The sequence below is a fragment of the Desulfatitalea alkaliphila genome, from assembly GCF_022968795.1.
In the GTDB taxonomy this organism is placed as follows: domain Bacteria; phylum Desulfobacterota; class Desulfobacteria; order Desulfobacterales; family Desulfosarcinaceae; genus Desulfatitalea; species Desulfatitalea alkaliphila.
Genome location: NZ_JALJRB010000009.1, coordinates 1 through 22920 on the forward strand (window position 1 = coordinate 1; position 22920 = coordinate 22920).

Genomic DNA, 22920 nt, shown 5'->3' on the forward strand with positions numbered 1-22920 from the left:
CCAACCTAAACAAAAGGGTTCCCCAGATAACAAGGCCCCCACCAAGCACAAAACCCTGCAGGAGCCCCGTTTTCCCAACTCCCTACTCCGCTGTTTTAGACCATCGCAGCAGCGCTGCACCGCCGCGGTATATGCCGTAGCCCACCCCAACAGAAACGGCCACCACGCCTGCGGCCACGGCGACGGCGACAACCCTTGCCGGCGGTCCTGTTGCATGGACCAGTACACTTCTCCCAGCCTCCACAACCACATCAACAATTTCGGCATCATGGTATGGCCATCTCAAGATGGGAGAACCCGTGATATCGGCTGCATCTGATCACGGGCCTTATTCCCTCGCTGGCAAGCTATGCACCATGCCGACTGTGAAGGACGAGATCACTCCTTTTTTTCTATGAAATCGGTCTTTTTATAAATGGTTTAACGACACGAACTTTTTTTGCTTTATTTTTTGCGGCTATTTTCTCGGAGGGGCTGCCCTGAAGCACATAGACAGGCTCCTTGCGCTCCTTCAGGGGTTTGAATATATCGTCCATGTAAAGCTTGCGGCTGCGTAGAAATTGGTCCGACACATCGCTGCCCGCAGGGCAAACAGCCATGCAGTAACCACATTTCCATTGAATTTTGAACGAAAGCGATTGCCACATGCTTGCCGTTTCGTCCTGCCTGAATCGATTGAGATATTCATCCATGCTGGTGGAGGAAATCATCGCATCGATCCAGTCTTGAAAGCCGATCATATTCTCTCTGTAGCAGTGCGTCATACAAGCCATTGGATCAAAAGGTTTATCAATGCTTATGGCACCGGTCGGACAAATTGCAGCGCAGAGTTTGCACTCGATGCAAGGGCCTTTTTCAAGCGGGTGGTCATAATCATCCACTTCGGCGTCGATCAGCAGCGAATTGAGCGAAATGCAAGATCCGTATTCAGGATGAAGAACCAAACGGTTCAAACCCATGTGCCCCAAACCCGCTTCAACTGCAATTGTCTTATGGCTGACATCCCACAGTTTGCCCGGCCATCGGTTCATATCCATGGGCCAGGATTCGTTGACATATGCGCCGCGGACGCCTGATCGATTCAATTGCCGAATGACACACCGCGAAATCTGCGTGACCTCATCGCCGGTGCGGTGAAGCTCGTCATTGGCCACGTACCGCGCCTCGCTTATAACGTTTTCCCGATTGGCAGCGCGCATAAAAGCAATGATACTTTTGGTCTTCGGGTACACGCGCTCAATGCCGGCCCGCTCCGTGGCGATTCCTTTGCGCTCGATATCAATTATACCGACGGCATCCGCACCGGCTTCAAGGCACATGTTCTTTACTTCAATGCTTGAGATGACCTTGTGACTCATTCGGGTCTCCTTTGATAAAAGATGTTTTTTATCGGCCGCCTATGAACGAGGTTTTCCCCAAGCCCCGAACAATACCGACAGGGCGGTAACAGAGCCGAACACGACCATTCCTGCGGCCGTGAGAAACAAAAGGGTCTTCAATCCCATGCCCAACACCAGCACCGCGACAAGTGCGCCGCCCACGGCGACAATTACTCGCAGGACCCCGGCAGCAACCGGCCAGAACACTGTGCCTGCGCCTTGGGATGCAAAATACAGGGAAAGGCCGACACCCTGGAACACATATACGCAACCGACGATCCTAAGATACAGTGAGCCGGATGCGAGCACCGCCGGATCTTCGGTATACAACCCCACCCACCATTCAGGCCGGACTGCCAGTACCAGACCGATGGTGCCTGCCAGCAGACCGGCAGCAGCCGCACCTGTCCAGCCGATGCGCAGTGCACGGTCCAGTTTTCCGGCGCCCATATTGACGCCGACCATGGCGGTCAGAGCAGCCCCGATTCCAAAAATGAGCGGAATCAATAAGAATTCCAAACGTGCGCCGATTCCGTAGCCGGCCAGGGCAGCCGGACCAAAACGGCCGACAAGGCCTGTTATGGCAACAATGGTCAGTACCGAAAGTACAGGGGAAACCGATGCCGGGAGACCGACCCGCAGGATATCCCTGAACAGATCCTTTTGCAGTCGAAGTGCTGAGATGTGTAGTTTAACAACTATATCCCTGAAAATTAGCGGCCAAAGCAGAAGAGCCGTCATGATTGCCGCAGAAGATACGGCCGATACCGCCGCGCCGGGAACCCCCAGGCGGGGAAAGGGACCCCACCCAAGGATCAGCGTACCGGACAGGGGAATCTGAATAAAGACGCCTAGTACCAGAACCATCGAGGGCAATTTCATGTCGCCGATGCCGCGGTAGATGCTGGCAAGGATGTTGGTGGTCCAAATCAGGACACAGCCTGAAAACAGCACGACGGCATAGGCTTGGGCTTCGGCCAGGATCTGTCCACGGCCTCCCAGCAGCTTCAATAGAGCATGCCCGCCCCAAAAATAGAGGGCACTGCAAATACCAGCCCCCGCCAAGGCGAGCACCAGGGCATGCCATACAAGAGCTTGACCCCGGTCAGTGCGTCCTGCGCCGATGGATCGCGCAACCGAGGATGCCACTGCTCCACCCAGCGCGCCACCGGATAACATCTGCATCAGCATCAACAACGGATACACAAGCGCCAAACCCGCCAGAGACAGGGTGCCCAGTTGCCCGACGTACCAGACTTCAGCAATACTGACCATTGACTGGATGAAAAAAGCCAGAACATTTGGGCTTGCCAGGCGGATCAACAAGGGTAGGATCGGCCCTTCCAGAAGATCGTCCGTCAAGTTTCTCTTTGGCCGAACTCGGATGGGAACCGGATCGATAGGCAACTTTGTTTCTACCGCGGATACATTTTCCCCCATCATCTCCCCCTTCTGGGTTAACCAATCAGGTTGGTGCTATCTTGAAAGTTCTTCAGCGCACCCGTATTTGCGTGTATATGCACACATATCAAGAAAATTTTTTACCCGACGACCTTGGCCGCGGCCTTCAAATCCACCAGCAACGATTTGATTCGATCTTTGCCCAGTTTGCCTGCCATCTCGTTCTGTGCCTTGTCCCACAAAGGAAGTGCTTGCTGGTATATCTGCTTGCCCTCAAGGGTCATCTCAACGATGCGGGTGCGCTGATCATCACCCGCAGAGATATCAACCAGACCCTGCTTTTGGAGGGGCCCCAGGTTGCGGGTAAGCGTGGTTCTATCCATCGCAAGCACCTCGGCCAGCTTCGAAATGGCCACAGGACCCATAATGATGATGGCCGTCATCAGATTGAACTGGGTTCCCCGCAACCCCGAAGGTTTCAAAGCTACGTCATAAACTTTGGCAACCGCCCGTGATACTCTGCGCAGGTTGCCCGCAACACATGTGCCAGCGACTTCCCAGCATTTCCGTTTAAGTTCCTTGTCCTTGTCTTTGAGTTCCATAAAAGGTGAATATACACGTATTAGGGGCCATGTCAACACATCGATCATTCGCCATGATAGATCGAAATGACAGGCGCCGGAAGCCGATTGTCTGCTGTTTGACACCACCAATTACTACACCTTCATGGCCAGTCATACCAACTCGGAGCTTGCCCGTCGGGGCAAGAACAAGGAAGGGCGCCATCACCTGCGCCAAATCGGTCTCGGGTTGTTGGTCGCGCGCAACTCGCGCCTGCCCTTGTACTATTGTGCCTACCCGGGCAACCTGCATGACAGCCGTCAGTTCGAGGCGGTCATGGACCGCATGTTCGCCGTGGCCTGCGGGCTGAACCGGACCAAAGAGCGTCTCACGGTGGTCATCGACAAGGGCATGAACTCGGAAGGCAACTTTGCGTGGATTGATGAGCATGCACGCATTCACTTTGTCACCAGCTATTCCACATACTTTGCCCAAGAGCTGGCCGCAATCGGCCTGGATCAGTTCGAGGTGGCCGAAACGGCCAAGAATCAAAAACTGGTGCAACAGGACAAGGCCCATGATCGCATTCTGGTGCATCGCACCAAGGGTGAGTACTGGGGCAAGCAGCGGGCGGTGGTGATCACCTACAACCCGGCCACGGCCCGCAAGCAAACCTACACCCTTGAATGCAAACTTGACACGATTCGCGAGCAGCTGCTTTCCATGCGGGCCAAGGTACGTGAAAACAAGCCCCACTGGCGAAATCCCGACGCCATAAAGGAATGCTACATCCGGTTGTGCGAACAACTGCACCTGCCGACCGATTTATACCATTTGCAGTTTTCGACCTCCGCCGATGGACTGTCCATGAGCTTTCGAAAGGATGCCGTGCGCGTGGAGCGCAAGATGGCTCTTTTTGGCAAGAACATCATCATCACCGACAACACGGACTGGACCACGGCCCAGATCGTGGAAGCCAGCCTGGATCGCTGGCAGGTCGAAGACCGTTTTCGTCTGAGCAAGGACAACGACCTTGTGGCCATGCAACCGATCCGGCACTGGACCGACAGCAAGATACGCTGCCACCTGTTTACCTGTATCGTGGCCATGACCTATCTGCGGATGATCGAACTCAAGCTGAACGCTGCCGGCATCAACCGGTCGGCGGAAGATGTGATGGATGATATGCGCCACCTGTATTCGGTGTTGCTGCTGCGTGCCGGTGCGAGAAATCCTGAGCGCCGAATGGAGATCCCGACGAAGACCCAAGCCGAAGCCCTATCGGCCTTCGGGCACTACGTGGATACCAGTGGGGCCTTACAGTCCCTGGCGACATAACTGCCTGTGATGATATCGGATATCGTCCAATGTGTTGGTTTAACCCCTAAACTCCTGGTGTAGGATTACCATCCTGGCAGATCAATCATGTCACAAATTCAAATCGGGTGCCTTTACTGTATAGACCCCCCCAATAACTGAATATTATCCTTGAGCTTTTCGAGGCGCGATTTTTCTTCATCCAACTTGATTTGAAGCGAGTTGACAACTCCTTGAATCACCGCTCCGACCTTCTCCGAGTCGGCACTTAGCTTATCTTTCAGTAGTCCAACCACACGTGGAATGACGGTGTTGTTGACATATTCTTCCCAATTGGCAATGTTGTCATTATATTTTTCGCAAGCGGCAATGATCACCATAAATTGACTTTCCAGCAGCCATTTGGCCTCACTAATCAAGTCCTTGTCCCTTGGATCTTCGCAGAAACCTGCCATTTCGTAGAGTGAATTCATCTTGCCTCTGTCTGTCTTTAACATGGAAGCATCGGACATAACCACCTCCCGATAAAGAATTGAATGATTTAGCGAATGATATTCAATTCCTTCGCCAAATAGCAACCCGCAAATGCGTTTGGCCCGGGTTATGTGGGGACGGCAATGCATACGATGGAATCCGCATCCCCGGAGACAAGGGGGGCCACCACCTTTACAAAGAATCAGATCGCCCGGAGGCAAGAATCTGTTTGGCCCGCTCGAAAACCGGCTTGTCGATGAACTTGCCGTCCATCTGAATCACACCGACGCCATTTTTGTGTGCTTCTTCGAACACCTCAACGATCTTCCGAGCCAGTTGAACCTCGGCAGCACTCGGGCTGAAAATGCGGTTGACGATCTCGATCTGGTTGGGATGAAGGCACAGTTTTCCGCCCAAGCCCAGCTGTTTGGCCCGCAAGGCGTCTTTTTCCAGCGCCTGCATATCTTTGAGGTTCTCCATGTAAGGGGTGTCCAGCGGCGCGGGCAATTCGGCAGCCCGGCTGGCGACCACAAGGCGAGACCGGGGATAGATCAGCTCCCGGCCATCTTCGCTGATGGATATCCCAAGATCATAGGTGTAGTCGGCCGCGCCGAAGGCAAACGAGAGTAGTCGCGCAGGGCTTGGACGAAAACAGGCTATCCGATGAATATTGACCACGGCCTTGGCCGATTCAACCATGATGATGACGGGTGTGGTTGGCATCGACCGTTGCAGTTCGATGGCACACATCTGTTCGTGCAGACGGGATATGGACGCTTCGTCATCCACCTTGGGAATAATCAACCCTTTGATGCCGGGCACCAGCACCGCCTCAAGATCGTCCTTGAAAAAGGGAGTGCCTATGCCATTGGTTCGAACAATCACCTTGTGAGCGCTGATGGATCCCGGCTTTTCGGCCACAATCTTTCGGGCCGCAGCTTTTTCCGATACCGGAACAGCATCTTCCAAGTCGATGATCACGACATCGGCTTTGGTTTTGATGGCCTTATCGATTCTGTCCGGGCGGTTGCCGGGAACGAACAGTGCCGATCGAATCCATCCGAGTGATGGCATGCAGAGGCTCCTTTTGCGGTTAATTGTGCGAACGGTTTGTTTGCCGGCACACGGTCGCAGGCGCAGGGGGCCGACGAGAACCTGTTTTCTATGTTCGCATGGTCAGGCAAGAGGCTGATTTTTAGCAATCTTAATAGGGGTGCTGCTCCTGACGCCGGCATTTCCGTTGGCAGGGGGCGCACACCTTGAAAAACGCGGAAAGTCGGCAAGCCAAACGGCGTGTTATTCCTTTCCGGTAAGAATCCGGCCGAAGCGCTTGAACAGTTCCATCTTGGCCCCATAAGCATCGACCGGCGGGGGGTCTGAGAGATCCATACGGTTGATGCCTATGAAGACAGTGACGTCGAGCCCTGGCACATAAGCCAGGATGGTTGTCGTCCCCGCCCCATCTCCGCCATGCCAGAAGATCGGCCCGCCGTAATCTTCAAGCATGGGATTGATGAACATGCCATAGCCGTACCATTGTGCCGCGACCGCATGCGCATGCTTGACAGTCATCAAATCCAGGATCCGGGGCGAGACAATTTCACCAACGAATAGTGCTCGTCCGAATTCCACCATATCCCTGGCGGAAGATACGCCTGACCCCGCGCACCAATCCCACGACCGATTCCACCCGGCGGCATCCTCGATCGTCGCTTGCTCAGGGTTGTAGTAATAGGCGCGCACATATGGCTCCTCCAAAGCACCGGATCTTTCCAGACGTGATCGCTGCAACCACAGCGGCTCCGCGATATATTCGTAAAAGAGCTCGTCAACGCTACGGCCTGTAGCGCGCTCAAGAATTGGGCCCAAGACATAATAATTGGAGTTGCTGTAGTGCCATTGTTCGCCCGGTTCCCGCGGTTCACCGCTGCGAATCCACTGATATATTTGGCTCTCACTCATCTCCTGCTGAAGGTCGGCGGACATGGCCTGAGCGAAGGCCTCGCTTTCATTGCAAAAGTCATAGAGACCGGCGGTATGCACGAGCAACATGTGCAGCGTGATGTCAGCGGCATGGGGAATACCGCTGTCTGGCAGAAGCGCTTGCAGCGTCTGGTCCAAACCGAGCGTTCCCAACTCAACCTGCTTCATCACCAATGTCGCTGCCCAAGTCTTGGTGATGCTTGCAATAAGCATCTGGTCGTCCGGCAGCAGCTCCCTTGCGGCGTCCACATCAGCGTACCCACTTGCGCCGAGCCAGACTTCGTCGCCAAAGTCTACGGCGGCGGTTACCCCGGGAATGCCGGTTGTGGCGACGCATTGGTCCAGTGCCTGCTGCAGTTTCTTGCTTTGGTGATCATCCGAAGCGCCGCCGCTGCCGCCGCAACCGAAAACCATTAGCAGCAACAGGGTGATGATCGATCGGTGCCGGCGGCTCATCATATTAATGAATCCCCTTCGCGCATGTGTGAAAGAAGTGCGTCTCGGAATATTTCGGAGGCAAGGTACGGTAAGGGCCGCTGTATTGTCAATCCCAATTACGGAAACGGTTCTAAAGCCGCGCGCCACAAGCACAAGTGTTATGCGTCATTACGCCTTCCCCTTGTCCATGAATGGAGAATGTGTATCAAAACGTGCCATCTCAACCTGGTCGTTTGATCAAAGGTAGCGGGCAGGGGTGACATTTGCGGCATGTTCGGGGCTGGGACCAAAGCCGGGTGTATATTGCATTTCAGATACAGGGCGCCAATTGAATCATACCAACGGGCTATCTCCCCTTAATCTGTTTCGTTGAAAATTCGACGATGGTTTCCAATCGGACCAATCTCCGATCGTGGTCCCGCAATTCCGCGACAAGCTCGGATAGGGTAGCGCCTGTTTGATCGACTTTTTCCGCCAGCACCAGTGCCGCTTTGACGGCCGACATCGCGTCCTTAAACATTCCCATCAGTCGACCTCCTTTTTCGCAGCTCTTCGAGAAACTCCGCGGCGTCCTTCAATCCTTTGTTCAGGGAGGCTTCGGCTTTGGTCACCGCGTTCTGTAGCTCTTTGACCATATCCGCCAGCACCTCTGCCTCCTCCCGGCCTTCCGCGGATTTACCCTCGCAGCGCTGCCGAACCAACTCGGACACACTGATGCCTTCCTTTTTCGCCTCCTGGAACAGGTACGCTTTGAAGTCCGAAGTCCCTAGAATGGTTATTCGCTCTGATTTCAAGGCAGCAGGCATGTTGGCCTCCGTTGGTTGATGGTTATTCATTACCATGATAATGAACATGGTAATGCCTGTCAACCTTAGGTTGAGGGCTTAGGGAGATCGGGTCGAGGTCCGTGGGATGTGCTCGTGAAATTTCAAGGCAACATGGTCGACTCGCAGAATCATGGAAACACTCCTCGATCCTTAATTAATTGCTGCCGGTCAACCCGCCGACGACTGCGTTCAAACGGGCGATGCTTTTCACCAGCATGAAGGTATATTTACGCGCCGACGACCGGAAGGCAAGCCCTACGTGGGGAAACCGTCGGAAAAGATTGATTTGGAAGCTGAGGCTCGGAATGACATCACCAATTCGACAAATGCGCCGGCGCATGCATCAAGTCGGCGAGGGGCATTATGGAACCCTGTATTCGAAGTCATGGCACAACAGGCAGAAGTTTTCCGACCATGTGTGCTGATGATGGCACAAGTCGCAAGCCAGGTAGGTTTTACCGTGGGGAGAACCGTGGGGATTGTGGGGTCGCGTGGTCGCCGTTCGGGCGATCACTTCTTCCAAACTGCCATGGCATGCCAGGCACTGCTCCGTGGTCAGCGGTCCCGCAAGCGTGCCTTGCGGATGACACTGGTTGCAAGTAATGCCGTGGAGTTGATGCAGGTGGCCCAGGGGTATTTTGGCGACCAAAGTCAACGGCGAACCCTTTGCGTGGCACGCGCGGCAATCCGCGGCATCCATCGATGCCGTGGGCACATGATTCTTGGGCAGTACATCGGCCCGGCCGTGACAAGCAACGCAATCCCCGGGCCGGGCTTGTTCGTCCCGGGATTGGGAATCAGCGACCATCGCACAGACCAGCAGAACGACCAGAAACAGAGTCAATGCCATAGTCCGCCTGCGCAATGCGTCAAACTTGCGCCGGCGGACCAATGAACACAGTTGCGGCATGCCTTGCTCTCCCATGCAGCGGATTAATACAGGGGTCGGGGAGCGGCCCTTCAGCGAACACCCCTCCCAGACCTTCCGATCGTTAACCCCAAGGCTTTTCGGCGGCGGCTTGGCGCCCGGCGATGCGGCCGAAGGTGAGGCAGTCCACAACCGCGCAGCTGCCGAGGCGCACCGCCCCGTGGACAGCGCCCGTCACCTCACCCGCGCAATAGAGCCCGGGGATGGGGGCATCGGTTTCGACATCCAGGGCCTGGGCATCGGTGTTGATGCGCACCCCGCCCATAGTGTGATGCACCTTGGGCATGAGCCGCGAAGCATAGTAGGGGGCGGTTTCCAGGGGAAATTGATCTTTCTGAAGATAGCGGCCCCACTCCTCGTCCTTGCCTGCGGCGACCGATGTATTAAAGCGTTGAATGGTTTCCTGCAGCGGAGCGAGCGGCATGTCGTAGGCCGCGGCCATCGCCTCCAGGGATTCATGGCGCTTGACCACCCCTCTGTCGATCAACCGGTTCATGATTTCCCCCAGGGCCTTTTGCCCGAGGGCGTAACCCTTGGCGTCCGTGAAGGCGATGCATTTGTTGCCGGCACGAATAATGGCATCCGCGCGAATCTTCCGGTCCGCCAGCTCATTGACGAAGCGCTTGCCGGTCAAGGTGTCGACCCAGAGACCATACATGGCGCAGCACAACTGGGCGAAAAAGGGGTTCAGGCCCATGCCCCGTTCGTCCGGACTGCCCCAGGGCCCCAACTGGATCCAGGAAAGCTGGACGGGCGTGCACCCGATCCGGAAAGCCTCGCGCAACGCCTCGGCCGTCGCGCCGGGTTGATTGGTGCTCTCGAGCTCCTGGGTCAGCCGGGGATCCTGCACGGAACGAAATGCCACATCGTTGCCGAAGCCGCCCGTGGCCAGCACCACGGCCTTGCGGGCCTTGATGAATTGCTGCCGGCCGCTTCCCTCTTTTGGAAAAAGGTACCCTTCGCGCACTTCGACCCCTTTGATGCGGCCGTCGTTGTCCCGCAGTATGCGTTTGAGCAATATCCCGGTCCGGGGCACGACCCCCAAGGCCGCCAGCTTCTCCAGCTGCTGCTCCACAATGGCCGAGCCGCTCTGGTTGTATGTGCTGTACATGCGCGGTACGGCGTGGCCGCCCTCCTGGGTCACCCCGTCCTTGTACTTGACCCCCAGCTCGTTGATGGTCCACTGCACCATGTTGTTGGATTCCTGGGCCACAATCCGGGCCAATGGCAAGTGATTGAGATGGAGACCGGCCGCCAGCATGTCCTGCAACAGGATCTCCGGCGAATCCTGGATGCCCGCTTTTGCCTGCAACGGCGAACCCGCCGCGGCCACCACCCCGCCGTTGATGATGGAGTTGCCGCCGGGGGTCCGCATCTTTTCCAGCACAACCACCGAGGCACCCGCCTTTTTCGCTTCATAGGCGGCGGCCAGCCCCGCGAAACCACTGCCGACGACGATCACATCGAAGGTCTCGTCCCACTTTTCCGGCATTTCGGCCGCAAACGCCTTTTTGCTGCCCAGGAGCAAACCGCCGCCGGCCATGCCGGCCGCGGCGGCCATCCCGCCCGTGGCCTTCATGAAATCGCGCCGACTGACTCCTTTGTTCTTTTGCTTTTGACTGCCCATTGCGTCCTCCTTCAACCCAGCGGTGTCCATCCGTAAGTGGCATTTTTTTGCCGGCCAATTGTCTTCGCCGATCAACCATCGGCAATAGAAGCATGAGATGTGCCACTGGAGGTCGATGAACGCCAACCCTTTCTTTTTACAGTCAAAACGGGAGTCGGAGAACCGGACGGACAAAAGGCGGAAAAAAGCTTCGGGCTTGGCCTCAGACAAGGTGGGGAAGAATGAAAACGGTTTGTTTACAACAAGTTGGATCAGGGCAGCAGGTCCATTGAGGACATTGGGGATCGGCAGGCGGCTGGGAGCCTGGATGTCAAGCGTCGTTTACAACTTGTAAAGCAACGGCCTCGGAACAGCGGCGCTTGGTTGCGTCCTTGCAGTCGATTCAGGATCGTTGGCCGCCATCGCTAATGATCGCACGCTGACATCGCCAATCCTCGTTCGGCTGCTGCATCCGGCTGAACCTGTTGTCATACAAAGGAAAAACTACCGTACACACACGATGTTGTTGGCGCCGCCAAAGCAATTGGCGCAGGACCGTTCGTTGAGCGGATCATTGCACCATTGGCCGTCCACCCAGATTTTGTACTCATAATCACCCGGTACCAGAACCAGGGATTTTTTCCAGACACCTCCCGGACTCCGCTTCATCGGATGTTTGCTCAGGGACCAATCGTTGAAGCTGCCCGCCAGGAATACCGACACGGCATCCGGAGCCTCAAATTCGAAGTCGATCCGTTTGCGCTTTGCTTTCCCTCTCGGTTTGATATCCATTGGGTACAATCCTTTTCCTGAACAGTCTATGCCAAAAACATGGCAACACGATGGCGATGGGCACCGCCTGTGTCGCCTGGTTCGATGCTTCTGTGTTCGGCACTTTGAATAGCAATATCGGTGCCACCGTTGAAAGGGGCTCCACAAAGCGTTAGCATAGGGTAAAAACGGTTGATCCGGACATACCGAAACAGCGATGCGGTCATGGGGGTGTCCAATGATTTTACACCCTGGCAACCCGATGATTGTATACGATGACGATCAGTAGTGAGGGCCGCGCCTGCAAGTCTGCGAAGGCGGCGCCTTTGAAGGGGCGCTCTTCATATTGGTAATTCACGTTCATTTCAGTCTTTCGTTCTTCTTATTCATGTTCCGCCCCGATTGGCCGCTTGAGCATTTTGCGATTGTGGAAGAAAAAAGAAGCGTCGTCCATCAATCGGTAGAACAACGGTACGAACAGCAAGGCCAGAGTGCTGGCCAGGACCATACCGCCCGCCCACCACGACGGTGCCGATGACCTGACGGCTGGCCGCACCCGCGCCGGAGGCAAAGACCAGGGGCAGGGGCAGGGTCCAGCGTTCGTATTGGGCCGCCAGGATCAGCAGCACCATCACCAGCCCCATGCCGAAGGCCAGGCCGCCGGCACCCGCGGCGGCATCCAGCTGGAAGGCTTCGCCGATCCAGCCGATGGCGCTGTCGCCGTCGGTGAGCACCCGTTCCGCCACCGCTTCCATGGCCGCTTTGGCCTGGCCTGTGGTGTAGCCCGGAGCGGGGTCCGCCAGGAAGCGGGCGGCGCTGTTGACGTTGTAGCGGTTGAGAATATCCGGGCCGGCCGTCCGCTCCAAGGTCACCAGGGTACTCAGGGGCAGCATATGACCCCCGGTCGAGCGCACGAACACCTTGTCCAGGTCTTCCGGTTTGCTCCGGAACGCCGCTTCCGATTGCAGGGTCACCTGCCAATTGCGCCCGAGCAGGGTGAAGTCGTTCACATAGAGGGAGCCGAAGGTGCTCTGCATGGTCTCGAACACCTGGTTCACGGGCACGCCCATGTCTCTGGCCTTTTCGCGGTCCAACACGGCCCGGTAACGGGGAATGCCGGTGTCCAGGGTGCTGCGGGCGTTGACCAGCTCCGGGCGCTGATTGGCCGCCGCCATCAGCTTGCCGGCGAGCGCCTCAATCTGCTCGGGGCCGGCGCTGCCCCGCATCTCCAGGTAGCCTTCCACGCCGCCGGTCAGGGAGAGGCCCTGGATCGGCGGCGGGGAGAAGGCGAACACATTGGCCTCGGGAATGCCGAGGCCCAACCCCATGATTTGGCCGGCCACGGAAAGAGCATCCTGACCGGGCCCGCCGCGTTGGCGCCAGTCGCTCAGGTCCAGAAATCCGATGCCGGCATTGGTGCGCATGGAACCGGCGAAAATGTCAAACCCGGCGATGGCGGTGAAGTTCTCGGTGGTCGGCAACCCCATCAACCCTTCACTCAGGGTGTCGCGCACCGCTTCCGTACGGGGCAGGGCGGCGGCCGGCGGCAATTGGTACACCACCATGGCCACCCCCTGGTCCTCCTGGGGCACCAACCCCGCAGGCAAGCGGGTCACCAGCCATCCCGTGCCGCCCACCAGCAGGGCAAACAGCAGCACGCCGATGACCGCGTGGCGCAGCAGTCGGTTCGCGCCCCAGGCCAAGGCGTCGGTCAATTTGTCGAAGGTGGCGTTGAACAAGGCGAAGGGTTTGCGCACCTTCCGGGGCTGCTGGTCCAGGAGCAGGGCGCACATGGCCGGGGTCAAAGTGAGGGCCACCACCCCTGAGACCACCACCGAGACCGCGATGGGCACGGCGAACTGGCGGTACAACTCTCCGGTCATGCCCCCCAAAAAGGCCACCGGGGCGAACACCGCCACCAGCACCAGGGTTAAAGAGACCACCGTGCCGGCCACCTGCTTCATTGTCTCGATGGCCGCGTGCCGGGCCTTCATGTTCTGCTCGCGTATGAGCCGGTCGACATTCTCCATGACGATGATGGCGTTGTCCACCACGATGCCGATGGCCAGGACCAAGCCGAACAGGATCAGCAGGTTGACGGAGAAGCCAAGAGCCAGCATGCCGGCGAAGGTGCCGATGAGGGACACGGGAATGGCCGCCACCGGAATCAGGGTGGCCCGGAACCGCTACAGGAAAAGATAGGTCACAAGGATCACCAGTCCCACGGCCACGATCAGGGTGATGAACACCTCCCGGACCGAAATTTCCACAAACTCGGTGGTGTCATAGGCGATGGTGTGGGCCACCCCTTCGGGAAATCCGGCCGCCAAACGGTCCAGTGCCTCATAAACCGATCGGGCCGTATTCAGCGCATTGGCGCCCGGTTGCAGATAGACGCCCAGGGGCACCGCCGGGCGGCCGTTGAAGGTGGCCGAAAAGGAGTAGCTTTGGGCGCCCAGCTCCGCCCGGGCCACATCCCCCAGCCGCAGGCTGCTGCCGTCCGCTGAACAAAGGATCCCTGCTGTTGTCCGGCGAATACAACACCGGCAGCATCAAGATATTGGTGGAACGGGACTCCACGCGCACGCACAGGTCGCGCACCGTTCGGGGTAAACGGGAGAGTCCGGCCTGTACCCGGTTGTTCACGTTGATGGTCGCCTGGTCCGGGTCGGTGCCGAAAGCAAAGGTGATCACGATCTGCAGATAGCCGTCGTCCATGGCCGTGGACTCCACATAGAGCATGTCGTCCACGCCGTTGATCTCCTGCTCCAGCGGCGCGGCCACCGCTTCGGCCATCACTTGTGCATTGGCCCCGGGATACACGGCGCTGACCACGACCTGGGGCGGTACCAGGTCGGGATACTGTTCAATGGGCAGGACACTCAGGGCCATCCCGCCGGCCAGGATGATCACGATGGAGATCACCGAGGCAAAAATGGGACTGTCAATGAAGAACCGGAACATTATTGCGCCTCCCCGGTTTGCTGCACATTGGTGACGGCCACGGGCATGCCGTCGCGCAGGGCCACGTGACCGACCGTCACCACCCGGTCACCAGGCACCAGACCTTCCAGGATCACCTGCCGGCCATCCACCACGGGTCCCGGTTGAACCGTGTGGCTGGCGGCCTTGTCGTCCGGCCCCACCACGAAGACCCGTGGGCCGTCCGGCCCTTGGCCGACAGCCGGCTCAGGGATCTGAATGACGTCCGTCAACCGCCGCAGGTGAACCCGGATGCGCACGAATTGGCCCGGCACCAGTTCATGATCGGGGTTGGCAAAGACGGCCCGCGCGCTGACGGTGCCGGTTCGCGGATCAATGGTGCTGGAGATGAAGTCGAGCACCCCCGGCTGGACGTAGGCAGCGCCATCGGCCGCCTGGAGGGTGGTCCGGTTGTCCGCGACGGTACCGTCCGCTTTCTCTATGAAATCGGCGAACTGCCCCTGCCGGCCCAGGTGCGGTTGCTCCGGGTCCTTCAGCACCACGAGGTCGAACGGGTGGGCGGCACTGAGCCGGTACCGGTGGATGTGCGGCTCATCAGCGCCACACATCGCAATCTGGAGGAGTTGGTTCGGGTCGGCAGCTTCCGAAAGGATCTATGGTTTCGCATCAACCTGTTTCCCATCCAGATTCCGCCGCTGCGTCAACGCACCGAAGACATCCCGGCGCTGGTGGCCCATTTTCTGGAGCGCAAGGGGAAAAAACTGATGATTCGCACCCCCCCCCGGCCCCGGGGGCTTTGGAACAGCTCCAGGCATACCACTGGCCGGGCAATGTGCGGGAGTTGGAAAACCTGGTGGAAAGGGCGCTGATCCTGAGCCTGTCGGGGGATAACGACGGCCTGCTGCGCTTCGACCACCTGCTGACCGACGCGACCACCCTCGGCCGCCACCGAGGCGGCTACGACCGTCGCACCGCTGGACCGGATGATCGCGGCCCACTTCCGCCTGGCCCTGGACCGGGCCGGAGGGCGGGTGGAAGGCGAGGGGGGCGCGACCCGGCTGCTGGGCATTCATCCAAGCACCCTGCGTGCGCGGATGCGCAAATTGGGCATTCCCTTCGGGCGCAAGAGACGGTAACTCGGTCGGCATGGCATGGCTTGCGGCGCACCGACGATGAAGGCCACATCCTCACCCCAAAATTTCTGCCGGCCGGCGGCAATCACAACAAACGCCACCATGGGGCGGTTCGGCTGCGATTATGCGCGCGGCGGCCGGCGTTTAATTCCCGTAGATCAAGGTGGGGATCCAAAGGGCGATTTGGGGGAAAAGCGACACCAGGATCAGCCCCACGATTTGCAGTAACACGAAGGGCACGATGGCCAGGTAGATGTCCTTGATGCCGATCCCCGCTGGCGCAATGCTTTTCAAGTAGAACAGGTTGTAGCCGAAGGGCGGCGATATGTAGGCCGCCTGCATGTTCATGATGAAAATGACGCCGAACCAGACCGGGTCATAGCCCATGGTGTCCACAACCGGCATGATGATCGGCGCCGTGATCATAACGATGGCCCCTGGATCCAGCACCATGCCCAGGCCGAAGAACATGATTTGGATGAGGATGAAAACCCCCCAGTAGCCAAAGGGCATGGCCTGCACCAGATCTCGGATGAAACCAGCAGCCCCCAGCGCCACGTAAATGGTGGCGAAACAGTAGGCGCCGATGATGATCCACATCACCATGCCCGTCAACTTGAGCGTCCCGATGGAAACGGCCTTGAACGATGCCCAGTTCAGGGTGCGGCTTTTGATCATCAGCACGAGACTGCCGGCGGCCCCCAGTGCCGAGCCTTCCGTCGCCGTGCAGATGCCGCTGAAGATGGAGCCCAGCACCATCAGGATCAACAGCAGTGGGCCGATCACCGTCCGGGTGGCCAGAAGTTTCTCTTTGAGGGTGGTGGTGTCGTCGGCGCCCACCCCCGGACCGTATTCCGGGCGGACCTTGCACAGCACAAGGATGTAGAGGACATACAGCAGGGCCAGCAGGACGCCCGGGCCGATGCCGGCGGCAAACAGCCGGCCCACCGACACCTGGCAGATCATCCCGTAAATGATCATGACGATGCTGGGCGGGATTAGAATGCCCAGGGCGCCGCCCGCCCCGATGCATCCCAGGGCCATGCGCTTGTTGTATCCCTTGGCGATCATCGCCGGCAGGGCGATGAGTCCCATGGTGATTGTGCCGGCGCCGCCGATACCGGTCATGGCGGCAAACAGGGTGCAGACGACGACGGCCGCCACGGCCAGGCCGCCGCCGATGCGGCCGCCCCATATATGGAAGGCGGAAAAGAGCTTGTCCGCCATGCCCGAATGTTGCAACACCGCGCCCATGAGAATGAACAGGGGAATGGCCAGCAATCCGAAGGACATCATCGCCTTACCGAAAATCAGGTTGGGGATGATCCCCATGGCGTGGGGTCCCCACAGAAAGAAGGTGAACACCACGCCGATGGCGCCCAATACAAATGAAATCGGAAGGCCCGACAGCAGGCCCAACACCATGCCGAGAAACAGCAACAGGGTGATGATGCTGATATCCATTATTCGGTCACCTCCCGCCCTGTGACGAGCTTGATGAGATCGGCCAAAAAGTTGGCGATCCCTTGCAACAGCAGCAAGATCGCCCCGAGGGGGATGGTGAGTTTGATCGGCCAGATGGGCGGTGCCCAGTCGCTCTGGGATATTTCGCCCATTTGAACGGAGCGCCAGGCAAACTCCCAGCCCAACCAGAGGATCACGCCGCAGAAGACCAAGAAGAAGGGAAATGTCAGCACATCCAACAATGCGCGTTTGCGGATGGACAGTTGCATGTACAAAAGGTCCATGTTGACGTGCGAGCGCGTGCGCAAAGTGTAGGCGCCGCTGAGGATGGTCAGGGCGGCAAACACCATGATGCTCAATTCATGGGCCCAGACGGTGGGATGGTTGAAAAGACTTCGAGCGATCACTTCCCAAACGATGATCACCATCAAAAACCAGGGTAACCACATGAGCAGAAATCCGGTGGCATCACTGATTTTCGAGATGATGCGAATAAGCATGCGCATGGTATATCCCCCGCATGAAAGAAGCCGTGAAGGTACCGTCTTGATGTGCGCCAAAGGCTTGCACACGAAGGGTGTCCATCACCTGTGCAAGCCACGCGGGGCGGCTGTCGAAGGGGCTTTGCGCCGATGCGGCAAGACGGACCGCAACGTCAGCGTCCTCCCTCCTGGAGAGGGGTTCATCCAACACCCCTCCCCGCCGATGTCGGGCTGCTATTCCATATATCCCATGGTGCGCATGTAGTCTTTCATCATGCCCACCAGTTCGGCTGCTTCGGGACTCTTTTGCGCCTCTTCCTCCCACAGGCCATAAGCCACTTCTTCGGCCTTTTTAAGATCCTCGCCGGTCAGGTGGTTAATGGTGACACCGGCTTTGGCCATCTGGCGCAAACCCCACTGCTCGCCGCTCCAGTTTTGGTGGGCCGTTATGTCCATACCGGCCCGCACCACCGCTTGCTCGAGGGCCACCTGCAGATCTTCGGGCAAAGCGTCCCAGGCCTTCTGGTTGACCAGGACAGTCAGGTGGTTGATGGGCATCAGGGAAGGGTAGAGATAATATTTGGCCACTTCATGGAACTTCATGCTGTGCATCCCCATGGCACCGCCCCAGGTGATGCCGTCGATGGCGCCGGTTTGCAAAGCGGAATAGGCCTCTTCGCCCGGAATGAACACCCCCTGGCCGCCCAAACGCTCGATCCAGGAAATCATCAGCCCGGAAGCACGCACCTTCTTGCCCTTGATGTCGCCGATGGAGTTGATGGGGCTTCGAAACATGAAGGCGGCCGGCCAGCAATCCACACCGCCGGCCAGATAGTGGACACCGTGCTTTGCATAAATCTTGCGGTAGACATCAATGGCACGCCAGCCGCCGAACATGTTGGGCATGTCCTTGCCATACATGAAGTTGTACATTTCATAGGGCGTGCGAATGCCGAACGGCAGACCGTATTCGATGCTGGCCTCCGGAATGACCCCTTTGAAGTAAATCGAAGGCATTCCGATCATTTCAACAATGCCGCTTTGCACGGCATCCAAGGCATCGGTGCTTTTGACCAGATCGCCGCCCCAGAACATCTGCACCTTGAGGCGCCCGTTGGTCATGGCGGGAAGGGTTTTCTCAAACATTTCTTTGTAATAGGCCATGCCCGGCTCGGCGGCGATCCGCATTTGCTGATATTTCCAGCGGAACACCTTTTCGGCGGCATGGGCGGGAGGGAAAACGAAAGCAAACACGACCAGGGTGATTACCGTCGCAGCAAGAATCCGCTTACACATAGGGGCCTCCTTCTCTTGATTAAAGACGGCACAACACCACGTTATGCCGGGGGTCTGCAGGTATTGCGACGCACTGCCGAAAATTTGCTAACAACCAAAATGCCAAATTGCAAAACAGCCTGTGAATGAAAAGCGGGACGCCTGATACTCGAAACACGCCGCCGCTGTGGTGTCATGACGCTGTGAACGGACAAAACGTGAACTACGGCAATGAGGCCGTTTAAGCTTGTGCAGGAGCTGCGTTCACATTAGGAAGGGGCTGATTTGTTTGTCAAGAAAAAAACGTATTCGGCATGATCGAACAAGCTGTGCTTCCTCGAAGAGGCACCTACAAGGTCCCTTTTCATTATTTCGATGGGTTGTCGGAGATGGCGGAAAGGGGGTTGCGACACATTGCCCATGCTGTCGCCTTGCTTCGACAATAGGGATATACGGTACGCGTGTCTTTCGGCATTGAAAAATCAACGCATCCCATTGATAATGGATGTGTTGCACCATTGTCGTCCACCACAACCCCGAACCCCATTCAAGCCAATGAAAGGGAGATGTCCATGGAAAAAAAGGAACACGCCCCTCAAGGTTTCAGCCGACGTGATTTCATGAAAACCGCCGCGGGCATGGTGGCGGCCGGCTTGGTGCTGCGCGCCAAGCCGGCAACGGCCAACAAGTCGGCGGTGCGCATCGTGGCCCCGGACAGCGCCGCCGCCGGCGAGGAGATCGTCATCGAGCTGCACGTGACCCACAGCGGTAACAGTTTCTTTCACTACACCAATTGGGTGGCCCTCGAAATCAATGGGGAGGAAGCGCAGCGCTGGGAATACAGCGGCCGCAACCGGCCTGAGGACGAAAATTTCACCGTCACCCTGCGCCACACCATGCGCGAAACCATCCATGTCAAGGCCGAGGCCAATTGCAATCTGCACGGCAGCGAAGGGCCCGCGGAGGCGACCGTGACGCTGTCCTAAAAAGCTTGACGTCATCTCCTTTTCTCAATAGACTGCGCTGATTTATGCGCCTTTTGGTTGGCGATGGACCCTCTATTGAAGGCACAGGAGAATAAAATCATGGCGGACTATCAAATCAATGTTTTTTTGGATGACGAAAAGCGGAAAGCGATCGAAGCGGCCGGCCTGGCCGACCGGATTGCCACTGTGGACGGCAAACCGGCGGTTCAGGTGCCCATGAGCGGCAAAGAGCAAAAAAAACTGGTCAAAGGGTTTCCCGATCTGGCTTTCGACGGCGACAACGGCTGCGTTTTGCCCGAGGAGGCGGAGGCCAAGCTGCTGGCCATCATCGGTGAGATGAAGACCCTGGATGTGATGAAATTCGCTATCATGAAGTTGTACAACCCGCTGGCCGGCAAGGCACCCCGGGCAGCCATGCGTTAAAACCGACGACGGTGTTCATCGGCGTTGCGGATGGTCACCATCCGGCGCTGTCACCGCCATCAACAACGGCGCACATGCACAGGGGCGTCCCCAACGGGGCGCCCCTTTCGCGTTTCCGCCGCGGCGGGCCCCCTATTGCGCTGCTACCGTATCACTGGAAGCGGCATCCAAAACTTCACGCACCAGTCGGGCCAGGGTCTCCATGTTCAGGGGTTTGAGGGTGAAGGCACGAATCCCCATGGCCGCTGTTTGTTCGGCGGAAATGTTCTCACCGAAACCGGTACACAGGATGATCGGCAGATCGGTACGCCGGTCCAACATGCGCCGGGCCATGGCATCGCCGCGCAGCTCGGGCATCATCAGATCCGTGATCACCAGATCGAAAGCGCCGGGGTCTTTATTGAAAAGGGCCAGGGCATCCTTGCCGCTGTTGCAAGCGGTCACCTTGTACCCCAGCAGACCCAGCATATGTTTGAGCATATCGGTCTGGAACGGTTCGTCATCCACCAGCAGAATGCGCTCGTTGCCCGCCGGCAAGGCACCGGCGGCCTGTTTCATGGGAACGGGGGCATGGGGCAGAACGGGCACGTGGATGTCGAACCGGGCCCCCTTGCCGGGCGTACTATCCACAGTGACCGTGCCCCCCAAGCGGGTAACGATGCCGTGCACCACCGACAAGCCCATGCCGGTGCCTTCTCCCTTGGGTTTGGTGGTGAAAAAGGGCTCGAAAATACGGCCCATATGTTCGGGGGAGATGCCGTGGCCCGTGTCGGCCACCGACAGTCGCACATGGGGTCCCGGCTTGATGATATCGGCATGGCGGCGGGCGAAGGCGGCATCCAGCACCACATCCTCCAGGGTCACGGTCAAGGTACCGCCGCTGTCGCGCATGGCATGGCCGGCATTGGCGCACAGGTTCATCATCACCTGGTGGATCTGCACCGGGTCGGCCATTACGGTAGCATCGCTGTGGATCCGCTTGTCCAAGGCAATGGTGGCCGGCAGGGTGGCCCGCACCAGTTGCAGCACCTCCTTGATGATGGGCCCCACTTGAACAGGCTGCGGTTCCGTGTCGCCTTTGCGGCTGAAGGTCAGGATCTGTTTGACCAGCACCACGGCCCGCTCGCCGGCCTCCAGCACCCGTTTCAGGTAGGGTTGGACCGGGGCCTCGGCGGGCAGGTCGGTCCGGGCGATCTGGGTGTAGCCGATCACCGATGCGAGGATGTTGTTGAAGTCGTGGGCAATGCCGCCGGCCAAGGTGCCCAGGGCCTCCATCTTTTGCGCTTGCTGCAACTGCCGCTCCAGTTGCCGCTGCCGCTGTTCCGTTTCCGTGTGTTCGGTGATATCGATGGCCACCGCGCCTAATGCGGTCAACGCCGATTCCTGAAAAATGGGAAAGCGGGTCACCAGCAGATGGCGCGGTTGACGGCCGGGAGGGGTGACCGTTTCCACGCCATTGACCGCTTGACGGCTTTGTCGCACCGCTTGGTCGCCGGCGCGCAATTGAGACGCGGTGGCGGCACCCCACACTTGCCCGTCGTCCATGCCGACGGCCGCGCCGTTGGCCATGCCGACGAATCGGGAAAAGGCATGGTTGACGAAAACATAGCGACCCTCCAGGTCTTTGATGACAGCCAGGCCCGGCAGATGGTGCATGAAGGCGTCGAAAAGCGCCTTGCTCTCCTCCAGGGCCTGTTCCATTTTCTTGCGCTCGGTGATGTCCAGCATCACCCCCACCAGCCCGGCCACCTTGCCGGCTTCCTCGCGGAAGGTGGCCTTGAACAGCATGTAATCCCGCAATTGCCCGTCGGCGCAGATCAGTTGCTCTTCATGCACTTGAATGCCCGGCGTCCGGATCAGCGCCAGGTCCTGGCGGTGGTAGTGTTCGGCCATGTCGCTGAAAGTGATGCCGGGCAGATCCACCAGGCGCCGGCCCATGATCTGCTCTTTGGACAGCCCCACGGTGTGGCAGTAGGCCGCATTGCACCCCATGAAGATCCCCTGGTCATCCTTGTAGAAAACCGGGTTGGGAATGGTTTCGAGCAGTTGTCGAAAAAGCGCCTCGCTGTCGCGCAAGGCCGCTTCCACAGCCCGGTGTTGACCGATCTCCAACTCCAAGGCCTCATTGGCCAAGCGCAGATCCCGGGTGCGCATGGCCACCCGTTGCTCCAGATCATCGTGGGCGCGTTGCAGGGCGAGATCCACCTCCTGGTGGGCCAAAATGGCCCGGCCGGCCCGGTAGAGGGCCGCCGCGACCACGCCCATCAGTGTCAGCGCCGCCAGCAACAACAGGGCATTGCCCAGGTGGTGGGCCGGCGCCAGGTAGGTCCAACTGAACAGCGGCAGAAAAATCGCCAGCAGGCCACAGGCGATCAATATGCGGCGCAAAAAGGAAACTTGCAGCACACAACGGGCGACGGTCGCCATGGAGGGGACCGGTGCGGCCGATTTGCCGGGACTTTGGGGTGAAGTTGCCATGAAACGACTCCCGCTTGTTGAAGGTGTCCACTGTGGCAAGTATTCACCATG

At 58.2% G+C, this 22920-nt stretch carries 21 protein-coding genes and 3 pseudogenes; 6 read left to right on the forward strand and 18 right to left on the reverse strand.

The genetic code is table 11. The features are described 5' to 3' along the window. Positions 1-392 precede the first annotated feature (392 nt). From MRX98_RS09735 to MRX98_RS09745, 3 genes are all read right to left on the reverse strand, one after another. Positions 393-1358, reverse strand: coding sequence for a hypothetical protein (locus MRX98_RS09735; RefSeq protein ID WP_246906491.1), 966 nt, complete (start codon positions 1356-1358; stop codon positions 393-395). 39 nt (positions 1359-1397) lie between these two features. After that, positions 1398-2741 (reverse strand): MATE family efflux transporter, encoded by a 1344-nt coding sequence (locus MRX98_RS09740; protein WP_246906493.1) that lies wholly within the window; start codon positions 2739-2741, stop codon positions 1398-1400. A gap of 179 nt (positions 2742-2920) precedes the next feature. Then, positions 2921-3382: a MarR family winged helix-turn-helix transcriptional regulator gene (locus tag MRX98_RS09745; protein ID WP_246906495.1), complete on the reverse strand. Its 462-nt coding sequence runs from the start codon at positions 3380-3382 to the stop codon at positions 2921-2923. 94 nt (positions 3383-3476) lie between these two features. On the opposite strand from MRX98_RS09745, the gene MRX98_RS09750 reads away from it, so the two are divergent. Further along, entirely contained in the window at positions 3477-4679 is a 1203-nt protein-coding gene (locus tag MRX98_RS09750) for an IS1634 family transposase (RefSeq protein WP_281432299.1), read from the forward strand. 113 nt (positions 4680-4792) lie between these two features. Here the strand turns inward: MRX98_RS09750 and MRX98_RS09755 are convergent, their stop codons facing one another. From MRX98_RS09755 to MRX98_RS09805, 11 genes and pseudogenes are all read right to left on the reverse strand, one after another. After that, positions 4793-5170 (reverse strand): hypothetical protein, encoded by a 378-nt coding sequence (locus MRX98_RS09755; RefSeq protein WP_246906499.1) that lies wholly within the window; start codon positions 5168-5170, stop codon positions 4793-4795. Between the two features lie 154 nt (positions 5171-5324). Next, entirely contained in the window at positions 5325-6206 is an 882-nt protein-coding gene (locus MRX98_RS09760; RefSeq protein ID WP_246906500.1) for an HpcH/HpaI aldolase/citrate lyase family protein, read from the reverse strand. 222 nt (positions 6207-6428) lie between these two features. Further along, the gene (locus MRX98_RS09765) at positions 6429-7574 is read right to left on the reverse strand and encodes a serine hydrolase domain-containing protein (RefSeq protein WP_246906502.1); all 1146 of its coding nucleotides are present in this window, start codon (positions 7572-7574) and stop codon (positions 6429-6431) included. Positions 7575-7899: 325 nt separating this feature from the next. Beyond that, positions 7900-8079, reverse strand: a complete 180-nt coding sequence (locus tag MRX98_RS09770; RefSeq protein WP_246906511.1) for a hypothetical protein — start codon at positions 8077-8079, stop codon at positions 7900-7902. Then, a complete protein-coding gene (locus MRX98_RS09775) occupies positions 8066-8407 on the reverse strand; it encodes a plasmid mobilization protein (RefSeq protein WP_246906513.1) in 342 nt (113 codons plus the stop codon). The genes MRX98_RS09770 and MRX98_RS09775 overlap by 14 nt, the downstream gene beginning before the upstream one ends. A 334-nt stretch (positions 8408-8741) precedes the next feature. Beyond that, positions 8742-9230: a cytochrome c3 family protein gene (locus tag MRX98_RS09780; RefSeq protein WP_246906515.1), complete on the reverse strand. Its 489-nt coding sequence runs from the start codon at positions 9228-9230 to the stop codon at positions 8742-8744. A 142-nt stretch (positions 9231-9372) separates the two neighbouring features. Continuing rightward, on the reverse strand, positions 9373-10935 hold the full coding sequence (locus MRX98_RS09785; RefSeq protein ID WP_246906528.1) for a flavocytochrome c: 1563 nt from the start codon (positions 10933-10935) through the stop codon (positions 9373-9375). A gap of 483 nt (positions 10936-11418) precedes the next feature. Beyond that, complete coding sequence (locus MRX98_RS09790; RefSeq protein ID WP_246906530.1) at positions 11419-11706, reverse strand: glycogen-binding domain-containing protein; 288 nt, start codon at positions 11704-11706, stop codon at positions 11419-11421. 365 nt (positions 11707-12071) lie between these two features. Further along, a pseudogene (locus tag MRX98_RS09795) lies at positions 12072-14144 on the reverse strand (efflux RND transporter permease subunit). After that, positions 14029-14649, reverse strand: coding sequence for an efflux RND transporter permease subunit (locus tag MRX98_RS09800; RefSeq protein ID WP_246906533.1), 621 nt, complete (start codon positions 14647-14649; stop codon positions 14029-14031). The pseudogene MRX98_RS09795 and the gene MRX98_RS09800 overlap by 116 nt, the downstream one beginning before the upstream one ends. Further along, positions 14649-15170, reverse strand: coding sequence for an efflux RND transporter periplasmic adaptor subunit (locus MRX98_RS09805; protein ID WP_246906536.1), 522 nt, complete (start codon positions 15168-15170; stop codon positions 14649-14651). The genes MRX98_RS09800 and MRX98_RS09805 overlap by 1 nt, the downstream gene beginning before the upstream one ends. Here MRX98_RS09805 and MRX98_RS22340 point away from each other — a divergent pair. The 3 genes and pseudogenes from MRX98_RS22340 to MRX98_RS09815 all read left to right on the forward strand — a co-directional run. After that, a pseudogene (locus tag MRX98_RS22340) lies at positions 15141-15254 on the forward strand (sigma 54-interacting transcriptional regulator); the annotation flags it as partial. The gene MRX98_RS09805 and the pseudogene MRX98_RS22340 sit on opposite strands and share 30 nt — an antisense overlap. Before the next feature lie 29 nt (positions 15255-15283). Continuing rightward, positions 15284-15487 (forward strand): annotated as a pseudogene (locus MRX98_RS22345) (AAA-type ATPase lid domain-containing protein); the annotation flags it as partial. 124 nt (positions 15488-15611) lie between these two features. Next, the gene (locus MRX98_RS09815; RefSeq protein WP_246906544.1) at positions 15612-15764 is read left to right on the forward strand and encodes a helix-turn-helix domain-containing protein; all 153 of its coding nucleotides are present in this window, start codon (positions 15612-15614) and stop codon (positions 15762-15764) included. A gap of 141 nt (positions 15765-15905) precedes the next feature. Here MRX98_RS09815 and MRX98_RS09820 read toward each other — a convergent pair whose 3' ends face one another. The 3 genes from MRX98_RS09820 to dctP form a co-directional block, all read right to left on the reverse strand. After that, positions 15906-17225 carry a TRAP transporter large permease gene (locus tag MRX98_RS09820; protein WP_246906547.1) on the reverse strand — a complete coding sequence of 440 codons (1320 nt, stop codon included), beginning with the start codon at positions 17223-17225 and terminating at the stop codon, positions 15906-15908. Next, positions 17225-17731 (reverse strand): TRAP transporter small permease subunit, encoded by a 507-nt coding sequence (locus tag MRX98_RS09825; RefSeq protein ID WP_246906550.1) that lies wholly within the window; start codon positions 17729-17731, stop codon positions 17225-17227. Before MRX98_RS09825 ends, MRX98_RS09820 begins: the two co-directional genes overlap by 1 nt. 210 nt (positions 17732-17941) lie before the next feature. Further along, complete coding sequence (gene dctP, locus MRX98_RS09830; RefSeq protein ID WP_246906553.1) at positions 17942-19003, reverse strand: TRAP transporter substrate-binding protein DctP; 1062 nt, start codon at positions 19001-19003, stop codon at positions 17942-17944. A 551-nt stretch (positions 19004-19554) separates the two neighbouring features. Here dctP and MRX98_RS09835 point away from each other — a divergent pair. Both MRX98_RS09835 and MRX98_RS09840 read left to right on the forward strand, forming a co-directional pair. After that, positions 19555-19968, forward strand: coding sequence for a desulfoferrodoxin family protein (locus tag MRX98_RS09835; RefSeq protein ID WP_246906556.1), 414 nt, complete (start codon positions 19555-19557; stop codon positions 19966-19968). A gap of 99 nt (positions 19969-20067) precedes the next feature. Next, positions 20068-20391 (forward strand): DUF6955 family protein, encoded by a 324-nt coding sequence (locus MRX98_RS09840; RefSeq protein ID WP_246906559.1) that lies wholly within the window; start codon positions 20068-20070, stop codon positions 20389-20391. A 132-nt stretch (positions 20392-20523) separates the two neighbouring features. On the opposite strand, the gene MRX98_RS09845 is transcribed toward MRX98_RS09840, so the two are convergent. Beyond that, positions 20524-22869 carry a PAS domain-containing hybrid sensor histidine kinase/response regulator gene (locus MRX98_RS09845; RefSeq protein WP_246906562.1) on the reverse strand — a complete coding sequence of 782 codons (2346 nt, stop codon included), beginning with the start codon at positions 22867-22869 and terminating at the stop codon, positions 20524-20526. Positions 22870-22920: the final 51 nt, after the last annotated feature.

Excerpts from the sequence above, each read along its gene's own strand:
- MRX98_RS09735 (WP_246906491.1), bottom strand. The coding sequence starts at position 1,358 with ATGAGTCACAAGGTCATCTCAAGCATTGAAGTAAAGAACATGTGCCTT.
- MRX98_RS09745 (WP_246906495.1), bottom strand. The coding sequence starts at position 3,382 with ATGGAACTCAAAGACAAGGACAAGGAACTTAAACGGAAATGCTGGGAA.
- MRX98_RS09755 (WP_246906499.1), bottom strand. The coding sequence starts at position 5,170 with ATGTCCGATGCTTCCATGTTAAAGACAGACAGAGGCAAGATGAATTCA.
- MRX98_RS09760 (WP_246906500.1), bottom strand. The coding sequence starts at position 6,206 with ATGCCATCACTCGGATGGATTCGATCGGCACTGTTCGTTCCCGGCAAC.
- MRX98_RS09765 (WP_246906502.1), bottom strand. The coding sequence starts at position 7,574 with ATGATGAGCCGCCGGCACCGATCGATCATCACCCTGTTGCTGCTAATG.
- MRX98_RS09770 (WP_246906511.1), bottom strand. The coding sequence starts at position 8,079 with ATGGGAATGTTTAAGGACGCGATGTCGGCCGTCAAAGCGGCACTGGTG.
- MRX98_RS09775 (WP_246906513.1), bottom strand. The coding sequence starts at position 8,407 with ATGTTCATTATCATGGTAATGAATAACCATCAACCAACGGAGGCCAAC.
- MRX98_RS09780 (WP_246906515.1), bottom strand. The coding sequence starts at position 9,230 with ATGGCATTGACTCTGTTTCTGGTCGTTCTGCTGGTCTGTGCGATGGTC.
- MRX98_RS09785 (WP_246906528.1), bottom strand. The coding sequence starts at position 10,935 with ATGGGCAGTCAAAAGCAAAAGAACAAAGGAGTCAGTCGGCGCGATTTC.
- MRX98_RS09790 (WP_246906530.1), bottom strand. The coding sequence starts at position 11,706 with ATGGATATCAAACCGAGAGGGAAAGCAAAGCGCAAACGGATCGACTTC.
- MRX98_RS09800 (WP_246906533.1), bottom strand. The coding sequence starts at position 14,649 with ATGTTCCGGTTCTTCATTGACAGTCCCATTTTTGCCTCGGTGATCTCC.
- MRX98_RS09815 (WP_246906544.1), top strand. The coding sequence starts at position 15,612 with ATGATCGCGGCCCACTTCCGCCTGGCCCTGGACCGGGCCGGAGGGCGG.
- MRX98_RS09820 (WP_246906547.1), bottom strand. The coding sequence starts at position 17,225 with ATGGATATCAGCATCATCACCCTGTTGCTGTTTCTCGGCATGGTGTTG.
- MRX98_RS09825 (WP_246906550.1), bottom strand. The coding sequence starts at position 17,731 with ATGCGCATGCTTATTCGCATCATCTCGAAAATCAGTGATGCCACCGGA.
- dctP (WP_246906553.1), bottom strand. The coding sequence starts at position 19,003 with ATGTGTAAGCGGATTCTTGCTGCGACGGTAATCACCCTGGTCGTGTTT.
- MRX98_RS09835 (WP_246906556.1), top strand. The coding sequence starts at position 19,555 with ATGGAAAAAAAGGAACACGCCCCTCAAGGTTTCAGCCGACGTGATTTC.
- MRX98_RS09840 (WP_246906559.1), top strand. The coding sequence starts at position 20,068 with ATGGCGGACTATCAAATCAATGTTTTTTTGGATGACGAAAAGCGGAAA.
- MRX98_RS09845 (WP_246906562.1), bottom strand. The coding sequence starts at position 22,869 with ATGGCAACTTCACCCCAAAGTCCCGGCAAATCGGCCGCACCGGTCCCC.